The following is an 11,770-nucleotide window of genomic DNA, read 5'->3' as shown; positions in this document are numbered from 1 at the left end:
ACCACCCCCCCCCGGCCGGCCCCGAGCTACGACGTAGCCGGTCAGGCGGTGGCCGCGGCGGCGTCCCGGGCCCGGGCCTGCACCGCGCGCAGCACCCCGTCCCGGCCCTCGGCGACCAGCCGGCGCAGCGGCGCCGGATGTCCCGACTCGGCCAGCCACGCGTCGGTGGCCCGGATGGTCTCCTCGCTGACCTGGTACGCGGGGTAGGCGAGGATGACAAACTCCTGGGCCGGTTCGCTGTCCCGGCTGCCCCAGACCCGGCCGACCTCGGCGAAGAACCGCTCGGCGTACGGGGCGGTCAGCTCGACCTGGGCCGGGTGCTGGAAGCCCTGCAGCAGCGCCCGGTGCCGCCAGTTCGGCAGCGCCTCGGCGCCGGTCAGGGTCGCCCACACCTCGGCCTTGTTCTCGGCGGTCGGCACCAGGGCGTGCGCCAGCGCCGCCTCCCGCTCACCACTCGACGTCCGGTCCGAGGCCAGCTCGGCCTCGATCTCCTCGCGGGACGCCGCACCACCGGCGACCAGGGCCCGGAGCACCGACCAGCGCAGCTCGGTGTCGACGGTCAGCCCGGCCGGCACCTCGGTACCGTCCAGCCAGCCCCGCAGCACCGCCAACTCGTCGTCGGTGCGGGCCGCCGAGGTGTACGTCCGGGCCCAGGCGAGCTGCAGGCCGCTGCCCGGCTCGGCGGCGGCCACCGCGTCCCGGGCGGTATGGGCCAGCGCCGCCCAGCCGGTCGGCGCCCAGTCCGGGTCGGCGTACGAGGCGAGGGTGGCGGTGACCTGCCGCAGGGTTGCGGTGACCAGGTTGATGTCGGTCTCGGCGGGCAGCCCGGTCAGGGCCAGCGCCACATAGTCCCGGGCGGCCAGCTCGGCGTCCCGGACCATGTCCCAGGCGGCGGCCCAGCACAGGCCCCGGGCCAGCGACGACTCGAAGCCGGCGATGTGCTGCACCACGGTGGCCATCGACCGCTCGTCCAGCCGCAGCTTGGCGTAGGTCAGGTCGTCGTCGTTGAGCAGCAGGACGTCCGCCGCGGCCACCCCGGCCAGCTGCGGAATGCTGGTCCGCTCCCCGGCGACGTCGACCTCGATCCGGTCCCGGCGGACCAGTCGGCCCTCGGTCAGGTCGTAGAGGCCGACCCCGATCCGGTGCGTACGCAGCGTCGGGTGCTCGCTCGGCGCCTCCTGGTGCACCACCACCGACTGGTACGTGCCGTCCGGGCCGATCTCCACCTCCGGGCGCAGCGTGTTGACCTGCGCGGTCTCCAGCCACTCGGCGGCGAACTTGCGCAGCTCCCGACCGGAGGCGGCCTCCAACTCGGTGAGCAGGTCGTCGAAGGTGGCGTTGCCCCACGCGTGCTTGCCGAAATAGCTGCGCAGACCCTCGACGAACGGCTCCTCGCCGACGTACGCGACGAGCTGCTTGAGCACGCTGGCGCCCTTGGCGTACGTGATGCCGTCGAAGTTGACCTCGACCGCCTCCAGGTCCGGCATCTCGCAGTACACCGGGTGGGTGGAGGAGAGCTGGTCCTGCCGGTAGCCCCAGTTCTTCCGGACGGAGAGGAAGGTCGTCCAGGCGTCGGTGAACCGGGTGGCGTTGGTGTTGGCCCAGTGGCTGGCCCACTCGGCGAACGACTCGTTCAGCCACAGGTCGTTCCACCAGCGCATGGTCACCAGGTCGCCGAACCACATGTGGGCCAGCTCGTGCAGGATCGTGTTGGCGCGTTGCTCGTACTCGAAGTCGGTGACCTGGGAGCGGAAGATGTAGTGCGACTCGGCGTGCGTGACGCAGCCGAAGTTCTCCATGGCGCCGGCGTTGAAGTCGGGGACCCAGACCTGGTCGTACTTCGGCAGCGGGTAGCGGACCCCGAACTGCTGCTGGAAGAAGTCGAAGCCCTGCCGGGTGATCAGGTGCAGGTCGTCGTCGTCGAAGTAGCGCGCCATGCTGGCCCGGCAGAAGTAGCCCATGTCGATGCCGTCGTGGGTGTGCCGGACCTCGTGGTACGGGCCGGCGCAGAGCGCGGTGATGTAGGTGCTCATCCGCGCCGACTCGGCGAAGTGGACGGTCTTGGTCTCGTCGCCGGCCGGTTCCTCGGCGCGTACCGGCATGTTGGAGATCACTCGCCAGTGTGCCGGCACGGTCGCGTGCCAGGTGTAGACGCTCTTCAGGTCGGGCTGGTCGAAGCAGGCGAAGACCCGCTGCGCGTCGGCGGTCTCGAACTGGCTGTAGAGGTACGTCTCGCCGTCCACCGGGTCGACGCTGCGGTGCAGCCCCTGGCCGCTGGAGGAGTAGAGGAAGTCGGCGTCGACCACCAGGACGTTCTCGGCGGCCAGGCCGGTCAGGGTCAGTCCGGCCTCGGCCGACCAGCCGTTCAGGTCGACCGGCTCACCGTTCAGGGTGGCGGACCGGACGCTGTCGGCGGCCACCTCGATGAAGGTGCCGGCGCCGGGCTCGGCGCAGCGGAACCGGACCTCGGTGACCGAGCGGAAGGTGCGGCTCTGGGCGGCCTGTCCGGCGGACGAGAGGTCCAGGCGGATGTCGTATCCGGTGACGTCGAGCAGCCGCCCCCGCTCCGTCGCCTCGACCTGGGTCAGGTTGCGCACTCCTGGCACGTGAATCTCCATCCGAATCTCACCGCTGCTGTCCCCGTTGACACAGCACTCGAGCCCCATCCCACGGCTCACCGCTGAGTCTGTCATGACCCGACGGTGCTTCGGGTGCCGCAGGTCACGGTCTCATCCCGATGCCGGCGGCGCCATCGGGGGGTGAGGATTCATAACCGTGCCGTCGACTCCGGCGGCCCGACGTGAAAGGGGAGTCAGGGTGTCCGAGCGCGCGGCAGTTGACATGTTCTTCGACCCGGTCTGTCCGTGGGCGTGGATCACCTCCCGCTGGCTGCTGGAGGTGGAGAAGGTACGACCGGTGGATGTCCGGTTCCGGGTGATGAGTCTGTCGGTGCTCAATGCGGGACGCGACGGGCTCTCCGAGGACTACCGGAAGCTGCTGGACACGGCGTGGGGCCCGGTGCGGATCTGCATCGCGGTCGAGCAGAAGCACGGGGAGCGGGCGGTCCGGGACCTCTACACCGCCCTGGGCAACCGGATCCACCTGGCGAAGCAGGAGCGGGGTCCGGAGCTGTACCGGGCGGCGCTCGCCGAGGTCGGCCTGGACCCGGACCTGGCCGAGGCCGCCGAATCGACCGAGTACGACGAGGCGCTGCGGGCCAGCCACGACGCGGGGATGAAGCCGGTCGGCCAGGACGTCGGCACTCCGGTGATCCACGCTCCGGGGCCGGTCCCCGGGGAGACCGTCGCGTTCTTCGGTCCGGTGATCACGCCGGCACCGAAGGGTGAGGCGGCCGGTCGGCTCTGGGACGGGGTGCTCCTGGTCGCCGGCACACCCGGCTTCTACGAGCTGAAGCGGACCCGTACCGAGTCGCCCCGGTTCGACTGAGCGGTCGCCCGGGTTCGACCCGGGATGCCCGGTGTCCACCCCGTCGGAGCCCACGGGGTGGACACCGGCGGGTGTGACGTGGGCGACCGGGGCAGGGCCGGTAGCGTCACCGGACATGACGGTCGTACATCCGATCAGCCGGGCCTGGATCACCACTGGCGGCACCGGCGCGAGGAACTATGACGAGTTCGCCGACGACGCCGAGATCACCGAGATCATCCGGGCGAACCCGCACAGTGCGTTGGCGATCGAGATGCCGCACCGGGCGCCGGAGAGTCTGGGCCGGTCCTTCACGGACTCCCTGTCCGAGGCGGTGACCCGGCTCACCGAGGCGAAGGCCGACGGCAGCTACACCCCGGCCGAGCAGGTGGTGGTGCTCTACCGGATCACCTCGCCGGTGGACGAACCCGGGTACGGCCTCTTCGCGATGGTCGACACCGACCAGATCTCCACCAGCGCCGACGAGCCGGGCCTGGTGATCCGCAACGAGGAGGTCTTCATCGCGAAGGTGCGGGAGCGGGTCGCGTTGGCCGAGGCGACCGGGCACCTGCTCTCCCCGGTGCTGCTGCTGCAGACCGGCAACCGGGCCGCCGACGGCGCAAACCCGGCCGAGGCGCTGCACCGGGCACTCGCCGAGGCGACCGAGACGGCCGGCGTGCCGGCCGCCACCGACGTGGACCAGGCCGGTCGTACGCACGCGATCTGGCTGGTCGGGCCGGGCGACCGGCAGGACGAGCTGGTGCGGCTCGCCGGCGGCGGTGAACTGGTCGTCGCCGACGGCAACCATCGCAGCCTCGCCGCGCAGATCGGTGAACTGCCCCGGTTCCTCGCGGTGATCACCACACCCGCCTCGGTCGCGATCCAGCCGTACAACCGGTTGGTGAGCGAACTGACCAGCACGGCCGAGGAGCTGCTGGCCCGGTTGGGCGCCGCCGGGGCGCGGGTCGAGCCGCTGGCCGGGCCGCCGGCGGTTCCCGGCAGCGGCGGCAGTGTCGTGCTGTATCTCGCCGGGCAGGGGTACACGGTCTCGCTGCCGTCCGGCGACGGCACCGGAGTCGACAACCTCGACCACACGCTGGTCGAGCGGACCCTGCTGCGCGACGCGCTCGGGCTCGACCCGGGTGACAAGCGCGTCACGTACGTCGGTGGCGACTACCCGGCGGACTGGCTGGTGGGCGAGGTCGACGCGGGCCGGGCCGAGCTGGCGATCCTGATCGCACCGGTGACCGTGGACGACTTCGTCGCGGTCAACCTGGCCCGGCAGAAGATGCCGCGCAAGAGCACCTGGTTCACCCCGAAGGCCCGGGGCGGCCTGGTCCTGGCCGAGCTGGGCCGCGACGGCACAGCCTCCTGACCGGGGTCGGACCCGCCCTCCTGAGTGGCGGCGGAGCCGGCGCGCTGGTTCGGCGCGCCGGCCCGACCTGTGATCTGTCCGGCTGTCGCCGTGCCTGCCGGCGGGACCGCGCGCCGGGCTGACAGACTGCGCGGTATGCGCGTCTATCTGGGATCCGACCACGCCGGCTACGAACTGAAGGTGCACCTCGCCAACCATCTGGCCAAGCAGGGCTACGAGCTGGTGGACGTCGGACCGTCGGTGTTCGACCCGGACGACGACTACCCGGCGTTCTGCCTGCACACCGGGGCCCGGGTGGTCGCCGACCACGGCAGCCTCGGTGTGGTGATCGGCGGCTCCGGCAACGGCGAGCAGATCGCCGCCAACAAGATCGCCGGAGTACGGGCGGCGCTCGCCTGGAACCTGGAGACCGCCCAGTTGGCCCGGGAGCACAACGACGCGAACGTGGTGGCGATCGGCGCCCGGCAGCACACCCTGGACGAGGCGACCGCGATCGTCGAGGTCTTCCTCACCACGCCGTTCTCCGGCAACGAGCGGCACGCTCGGCGGATCGCCCAGGTCGCCGACTACGAGCGCAGCGGCGAACTGCCGGCCCTGCCGGCCGCGCCCTGAACCGACCGCGTCCTGGCCGGGCAGTGTCCTGAACCGACCGCGTCCTGAGCCGACCGCGTCCTGAGCCGATCCGGGCCGGCCGGCCACCCGTCGACGGCCCGGTTCACGGCGTTGCGCGGGGGTTACGGGGCAGGTCCTCGCGGGGCACCCAGTTGCGTCGTACCAGGACCAGTCGTTCGGCAGCCTCGGCCAGGTCCGCCTCGGTGGGGCGGGCCGCGTCCCGGGCCCGCATCGCGGCCGTCACGCTGACCTGGGAGGCACCCGAACCGATCAGGCCGCGCAGGCCACGTTCGGTGTCCCGGTCCTCGGTGCCGCCGGCGGTCCCGGGAGGCGGCTCCGACCCACGCCGGCCCTCACCGCCGGTCGCCTCCGGCGGATCGTGCCGTAGCCGCCGACGTCGACGCTCGGAGTCGGTCATGCCCTGACCCTACCGGTGAGCGGCCGGTGCGGCGTTGCTCAGAAGATGCCCATCCCGGTCGGCGCGCGGTGCCAGCCGAACGCGGTGGAGGCCCGGGCCAGGGCGCCGCTGCGGGCCTCCCGGACCCGCCCGGCGGCGGCCAGCGCGGCCAGCGGCGGGCCACCGAGATAGGCGGCACCGAGATCGCGTACGTCGCAGACGAGGTCCGCCGGGGCGTCGGTGCGTACGCACACCGCCGGCCCGCCGGCGTCCGCGGTCAACCGCCACCGGCCCGCGTTCTCCGGCAGGAGCGGATCGGTGACCTCGAACACCACGTCGACGTCGGCGGCGTAGCGGCGACCGGTCAGCGCCCCGGCCACGTCGACGATCCGTACCCAGAGACCGTGGCCCACCCGGGCGCCGAGCTGGCGCGGTTCGTCGACCAGGTACTGCAGCGGCTCGTCGGTCGACGTGTTCAGGTAGCTGACGGTCCGGGTCAGGTCGATCGAGAGCAGGAACCGCCACAGCGCGTACGAGGTGTCGGGGTCGGCCGCGACCAGTTCCTCGACGAGCACCGAACCCTGTGGCCCACGTTCGTCCCAGTGGCCGCGGCCGCGCCAGACCGCGTACCCGGAGATGCCGGCCGCGGTCTCCACGACCGCGACCCGTCGTTCGGTGCCGCCGGACCGGCGGGTGGGGTAGTCGCTCAGCACGTACCGCCACCAGGCCTCGGTCCGGTCGGACCAGCCGGGCCGGTCGGCGCGCAGCCGGTCGTAGAGCGGCGCCAGGTCGGACCAGAGCGGCACCGGGTCACCGGTGTGCAGGCGGATCGTCGGCGCTGTCGGCGGCGTTGTGGATGGCGCCGTCGTCGGCGGGGTCAGTCGCAGCCCGGTCGTCCGGATGTCCAGGTGCAGTTGCCGGGTCGCCTGCCCGTAGCCGAACCGTGGGTAGATCGGGCCCTCGCTGGCCCAGAGCACCGCGAAGGACTCCCGCCCGGCAGCCTGGATCTGGCGCAGCTGCCGCTGCATGAGCCGGGTCAGCAGGCCCTGCCGGCGATGGGTCGGCGCCACCCCGACCAGGGTGACGTGGGCCGCCGGCAGCACCGCGCCGGGCACGGTCAGATCCCGGGTGTACGCCCCGGCGTGCGCCACCACCGCCGATCCGGCCCGGACCACCAGTGACCGGTCGGGTTCGAAGACGCCATGCTCGGCCCCGGTCAGCGTCTCGTCCGGAGGCAGGTTGTGGAACAGGGTGTTCAGCAGGCCGTGGATGGCGGCGAAGTCGGCGGGCGTCGCGGGCTCGATCGGTAACTCCGGGTACGACATCGTCCATGTCTAGTCGAGCGGATGCTGCCTCGGCGACCGGTTTACCGCGTGGCTACCCTCGGAAGCGGGGACGGGTCGGTGCCCGGGCGATCATCGGTGGCCCGGACCGATCGCCGACCGATGGGGAGGACCAGATGTCAGACCAGACGCAGCCGTGGGCGGAGCGGACCGTCGAGATGCCGCCGGAGGGGCCGGGTTTCCGGCACGCGGAGCCGACCGTCGAGATGGCGCCGGAGGCGCCGGGCTTCCGCCGTGGGGTGGCGGCGGTCGGGGTGCCGCAGCCGCGTACCGCGCCGGAACCGGTCGGGCCGCACGAGCCGACCGGCACCGGATGGCCGCAGCTCGAGGACGACCGGCCGCAGTTGCCGCCGGGCTATCACTGGCGGCAGCTGCGCCTCGGTGCGCACTGGAGTCTGATCGGCGGTCTCTTCGCCTTCGTCTGCTGGGGGATCTGGGCCATCTCGGGGCGGGGTGACCTGACCAGCCCGGTGGTCACCTTCGTCCTCACCCTCTTCATCGCGGCCGGGCTCTTCGCGCTCGCCCGGCTGATCGGCCGGGTCGTGCTGGAGCGTCAGCTTGGTCGGATCCGGCGTTCGGCCCGGGGCGCGCACCTGGTGACCGGGGTCTTCCTGGTCGCGGTGGGGGTGGCGTACCTGGGGCAGACCGGCTGGGTGGTGGACCTGTGGAACTGGGTCGCCGGGCGGTGAGCCGGCGTTCCAGGCCGCATCCACATCCGCCAGCGTCGCCGCCGTCACCCGAACGGGTGATGATCCAGGCGACAAATCACAATTCGGTCACTCGATAGTTACTGTCCGCCTGTTGCCTGATCACGCGACGCTACGATTCGGTCTCCGTCCTCCTTCGGAGGGTGTCAGTCCTCCGCCGGAGGTTGTCGACGGTGACCCTGCTCAGTGTGATCGTGCCGGTCCACCAGGTGAAGGACTACCTGGCGGAGTGCCTGGACTCCATCCTCGACCCGCCCTTTTCCGACCTCGAACTGGTCGTGGTGGACGACGCCTCGACCGACGGCTGTGCGGAGATCCTGGCCGGGTACGCCGCCCGCGACCCCCGGGTCGTGGTGCTGACCTTTCCGGTCAACCGGGGACTCGGCGCGGCCCGCAACGCCGGGCTGGCCTGGGCCACCGGCGAGTACGTGTGGTTCGTAGACAGTGACGACTGGCTGCCCGACGGCGCCCTGACCGCCGTCGCCGGGCGGCTCAGCCGTACCCGGCCGGATCTCCTGGTCACCGCGTACACCCGGTACTTCCCCGACGGCGGCCGCCGGAGCTGCCCGCTGGCGCGGATCAACGGAGACCGGCCGGTACCGGAGGTCTTCCGGCTCGACGAGGTGCCCGGCCTGCTCTCGGTGCTCCACATCACCTGCAACAAGGTGATCCGTCGACGCTTCCTCACCGACCTCGGACTGACCTTCGGCCCCGGCTGGTACGAGGACGTGTCGTTCAGTTTTCCGCTGATGCTGGCCGCGCCGCGGATCAGCCTGCTGGACCGCTGCTGTTACGCGTACCGGCAGCGGCCCGGTGGAGCGATCACCTCGACGGTCAGCGACCGGCACTTCGAGGTCTTCGCGCACTGGGACCGGGTGCTGGCCGGCCTCGACCACTCCGGTGCCGGTCCGGCCCCCGGTCCGGTCTCCGTTGCCGAGGCGGCCGGGCCGACGGGCGGGACGACCACCCCGGCAGTCGGGGTGTCGGCGGAACTGCGTCAGCTGATCTTCCAGCGGATGATCTGGCACCTGCTGCAGGTGCTCGGCCACCCCCGACGGGTTCCGCCACACCGACGGCGCGAGTTCTTCGCCAACATCGTCATCCGGTACCGCCGGCATCTTCCGGCCACCGGGTACCGGCCACCGGGCGGCCTGCTCGGGCTCAAACACCGGCTCATCGGCCGGGGAGCGTACGGGCTCTTCTCGGCGTTGCGGGTTGTCCGACGGGCCCACCTCGGGGTGGTCGCCCGGGCCCGGCGCCCGCTGGCGCCGCCCGGTATACCCCGCGACGCCGTACGGACCGGCACGCCCGCGACGATTGTCGAAGCGGTCGCCGCGTCGGCCACCGCCGAAGCCGCCTCCGCCCTGGCTGCGGTCGAGTCGGAACCGGTCCCGGCGGTGACCGAGCCGGCGCAGGCGTCAGAGGTCAGGAAGGGTTCCTTCCTCGACAAGGAGCGATAACAAAGGGCTCCTGCGCACCGCGTCAGCGGTGTTCGGCGAGGGGGCCGACCCGCCAACCCCGTCGCAGGCACTCGTCGAGCAGGTGGGGGAGGGCGGCGAGGGTGGCTCGCCAGGATCCCGGCGCCGAGGTGCAGTCGGAGTCGTGCAGCAGCACGGTGCCGCCACCGGAGAGCCCGGTCCGCAGGGTGCGCAGGACCGAGGTACGAGTCGCCGAGCGGGTCCAGTCCCGGCCCCAGCAGGTCCAGAGCACCGGGGTCAGGTCCAGCCGGCGGGCGGCCATCAGCGCGGCGGTGCTGAACACCCCGTACGGAGGGCGGTAGTACCGGGGTGAGCGACCGGTCACCGCCAGGATCAGTTCACGGGCCCGGGCCAGGTCGCGGTAGGTGGCGTGCGGACTCCGCAGCAGCAGGTTCTGATGGGACCAACCGTGCACCGCCACCTCGTGACCGGCGGCGGTGAGGTCGAGGCCGAGTTCCGGCGCCCGGGCCAGCATCGAGCCGAGCAGGAAGAAGGTCGCCCTGGTCCGGTACGCGGCCAGCGTCTCCAGGAAGTACGGAGTGGACGCCGGGTCCGGCCCGTCGTCGAAGGTCAGCGCCACGTGGTTGGGCGCGCCCCGGCCGCTCAGTCGGGGAAAGAACCGCAGCCGTACGCCGGGCAGGGCGGTCAGCGCGGGAACGGCCTGCGCGGCCAGCGCGGCACCGAGCGTTGTCACCGGTACCGCGCGTGCCCGCACCTGTTCCTCCACCTGCCACCGCTTCGCCGGGCGCGGATACCCGGTCTGTCCCGGTTCATCCTCACCCGGACGGGTGGTACGCCGACTCGGCGCCCGTCCGTATCCCGGACGGGCGCCCGGGGTGGACCCGGTGCGGGGTCGAGGTTTGCCGGGCCGCCGACCGGGTAGCCGGCGGCCCCGGGCGGCGGCGCGCGGCCCGAGGGACCGACGGACCGGGCGACCGACAAGGACCGGAGGAGCGCCTGATGCGGGGCCGACCGAGACCACGGGTGGCGGTGATCAGCGGGGCGAGCGCGGGGGTGGGTCGGGCCACGGCGCGGCTACTGGCCCGCCGGGGAATGCGGATCGCGCTGCTGGCCCGGGGTGCCGCCGGCCTGCGGGCTGCCGCCGACGACGTCCGGACCGCCGGGGGTGTGCCGCTGCCGATCGAGACCGACATGTCGGACCACCACCAGGTCGAGGCGGCCGCGGACCGGGCCAGCGCCGAACTGGGCCCGATCGACCTGTGGGTGAATGCCGCGTTCACCTCGGTCTTCGCGCCGTTCACCGAGATCGGGCCGGACGAGTTCCGGCGGGTCACCGAGGTGACCTACCTCGGCTACGTGCACGGGACCCGGGCGGCCCTGGACCGGATGCTGCCGCGTCGGTCCGGAACCATCGTGCAGGTGGGCTCGGCACTGGCGTACCGGTCGGTGCCCCTGCAGTCCGCGTACTGTGGTGCGAAGCACGCCATCGCCGGGTTCACCTCGGCGCTGCGCTGCGAGTTGTTGCACGACCGGGCCGGCGTGCGGGTCACCATGGTGCACCTTCCGGCGGTGAACACGCCGCAGTTCGACTGGGTGCTGTCCCGGTTGCCTAACCGCCCCCAACCGGTGCCGCCGATCTACCAACCGGAGGTGGCCGCCCGCGCCGTGGTGTACGCGGCCGACCGGCCGGGTCGGCGGGAGTACTGGGTCGGCGCCTCCACCGTCGGCACCATCCTCGGCAACCGGCTGGTGCCCGGCCTGCTGGACCGCTATCTGGCCCGGTCGGGCTACCGGTCGCAGCAGACCGACGAGCCGGTCGACCCGGATCGGCGGGTCAACCTCTGGCAGCCGGTCGACGACGGTGGTGGGCCGGACCCGGGGGCGCACGGTTCGTTCGACGACCGGTCCCGGGTCCAGAGTGCACAACTCTGGTTGTCCCGGCACCGGGAACTGCTGGCCACCGGGCTTGTCGCCGCCGGGGCGACGGTGCTGGCCCGGCGGCTCGCCGTGCGCCGGGGGCGCTGAACCGCCGGGGCGCGGGCCTACCGTGTCGCGGGTACGGGAAAGCGCCGGTCACCGACCGTGTCGGCCGGGCGGGTGCTGTCCCGCTGTCACCGGTGACGGAACGTGTAGGTGGTCGGACCTGGGCCGGTGGACGGTACGACCGGCCGGGCGGCGGGCCACCGGTCAGGACGGAAGGGTTTCCTATCGCCCCTACGCTGCCACGGAGCGGTTGGTGAATAACCGACAGCGGATGGTGAATAAAGCGCGGATGAACGATCTCTGTCGATACTCCTCACGTCGGTGATTACTGATAGTTGTTGTGTCGCAACGCTTTTCGGGGCGTGACTGATCAGGTGCTCGTCGGCGGGTTGGTTTGACCTGCGCCGTCTGGTCTGGATCATGGTGGGGTGTCCGGAACGCCATCCGTCGTGGAGCTGCTTGAGCGGCTTGCCGGCTTGGAGGCGCGG

General features: G+C 72.2%; 10 protein-coding genes. 6 read left to right on the top strand and 4 right to left on the bottom strand.

The genetic code is table 11. From position 1 onward, the window contains the following. Positions 1–41 precede the first annotated feature (41 nt). Positions 42–2,597: an aminopeptidase N gene (gene pepN / locus ABGB21_RS36510; RefSeq protein ID WP_347681710.1), complete on the bottom strand. Its 2,556-nt coding sequence runs from the start codon at positions 2,595–2,597 to the stop codon at positions 42–44. A 220-nt stretch (positions 2,598–2,817) separates the two neighbouring features. On the opposite strand from pepN, the gene ABGB21_RS36505 reads away from it, so the two are divergent. From ABGB21_RS36505 to ABGB21_RS36495, 3 genes are all read left to right on the top strand, one after another. Further along, positions 2,818–3,447 (top strand): disulfide bond formation protein DsbA, encoded by a 630-nt coding sequence (locus tag ABGB21_RS36505; protein ID WP_347681707.1) that lies wholly within the window; start codon positions 2,818–2,820, stop codon positions 3,445–3,447. Positions 3,448–3,562: 115 nt separating this feature from the next. After that, on the top strand, positions 3,563–4,801 hold the full coding sequence (locus ABGB21_RS36500) for a DUF1015 family protein (RefSeq protein ID WP_347658289.1): 1,239 nt from the start codon (positions 3,563–3,565) through the stop codon (positions 4,799–4,801). A gap of 135 nt (positions 4,802–4,936) precedes the next feature. Beyond that, entirely contained in the window at positions 4,937–5,413 is a 477-nt protein-coding gene (locus tag ABGB21_RS36495) for a ribose-5-phosphate isomerase (protein ID WP_347658290.1), read from the top strand. A gap of 103 nt (positions 5,414–5,516) precedes the next feature. On the opposite strand, the gene ABGB21_RS36490 is transcribed toward ABGB21_RS36495, so the two are convergent. Together ABGB21_RS36490 and ABGB21_RS36485 are read right to left on the bottom strand one after the other, a co-directional pair. Then, the gene (locus tag ABGB21_RS36490; RefSeq protein ID WP_347658291.1) at positions 5,517–5,831 is read right to left on the bottom strand and encodes a hypothetical protein; all 315 of its coding nucleotides are present in this window, start codon (positions 5,829–5,831) and stop codon (positions 5,517–5,519) included. Between the two features lie 38 nt (positions 5,832–5,869). Continuing rightward, the gene (locus tag ABGB21_RS36485; RefSeq protein WP_347658292.1) at positions 5,870–7,135 is read right to left on the bottom strand and encodes a GNAT family N-acetyltransferase; all 1,266 of its coding nucleotides are present in this window, start codon (positions 7,133–7,135) and stop codon (positions 5,870–5,872) included. A gap of 134 nt (positions 7,136–7,269) precedes the next feature. On the opposite strand from ABGB21_RS36485, the gene ABGB21_RS36480 reads away from it, so the two are divergent. Both ABGB21_RS36480 and ABGB21_RS36475 read left to right on the top strand, forming a co-directional pair. After that, positions 7,270–7,842 (top strand): hypothetical protein, encoded by a 573-nt coding sequence (locus ABGB21_RS36480; protein WP_347658293.1) that lies wholly within the window; start codon positions 7,270–7,272, stop codon positions 7,840–7,842. 191 nt (positions 7,843–8,033) lie between these two features. After that, positions 8,034–9,320, top strand: a complete 1,287-nt coding sequence (locus tag ABGB21_RS36475) for a glycosyltransferase family 2 protein (protein ID WP_347681705.1) — start codon at positions 8,034–8,036, stop codon at positions 9,318–9,320. A 22-nt stretch (positions 9,321–9,342) separates the two neighbouring features. Here ABGB21_RS36475 and ABGB21_RS36470 read toward each other — a convergent pair whose 3' ends face one another. Then, positions 9,343–10,053 carry a polysaccharide deacetylase family protein gene (locus ABGB21_RS36470; protein WP_347658295.1) on the bottom strand — a complete coding sequence of 237 codons (711 nt, stop codon included), beginning with the start codon at positions 10,051–10,053 and terminating at the stop codon, positions 9,343–9,345. Between the two features lie 245 nt (positions 10,054–10,298). Between ABGB21_RS36470 and ABGB21_RS36465 the strand changes: the two genes are divergently transcribed. Further along, positions 10,299–11,324 (top strand): SDR family oxidoreductase, encoded by a 1,026-nt coding sequence (locus ABGB21_RS36465; protein WP_347658296.1) that lies wholly within the window; start codon positions 10,299–10,301, stop codon positions 11,322–11,324. Positions 11,325–11,770 lie beyond the last annotated feature (446 nt).

Source organism: Plantactinospora sp. B24E8 (assembly GCF_039871735.1).
Lineage (GTDB): Bacteria > Actinomycetota > Actinomycetes > Mycobacteriales > Micromonosporaceae > Plantactinospora.
Note: the sequence above shows the minus strand (reverse complement) of the source record. Positions and strands in the feature narration are given on the sequence as shown.

Excerpts from the sequence above, each read along its gene's own strand:
- ABGB21_RS36490 (WP_347658291.1), bottom strand. The coding sequence starts at position 5,831 with ATGACCGACTCCGAGCGTCGACGTCGGCGGCTACGGCACGATCCGCCG.
- ABGB21_RS36480 (WP_347658293.1), top strand. The coding sequence starts at position 7,270 with ATGTCAGACCAGACGCAGCCGTGGGCGGAGCGGACCGTCGAGATGCCG.
- ABGB21_RS36495 (WP_347658290.1), top strand. The coding sequence starts at position 4,937 with ATGCGCGTCTATCTGGGATCCGACCACGCCGGCTACGAACTGAAGGTG.
- ABGB21_RS36500 (WP_347658289.1), top strand. The coding sequence starts at position 3,563 with ATGACGGTCGTACATCCGATCAGCCGGGCCTGGATCACCACTGGCGGC.
- ABGB21_RS36485 (WP_347658292.1), bottom strand. The coding sequence starts at position 7,135 with ATGTCGTACCCGGAGTTACCGATCGAGCCCGCGACGCCCGCCGACTTC.
- ABGB21_RS36465 (WP_347658296.1), top strand. The coding sequence starts at position 10,299 with ATGCGGGGCCGACCGAGACCACGGGTGGCGGTGATCAGCGGGGCGAGC.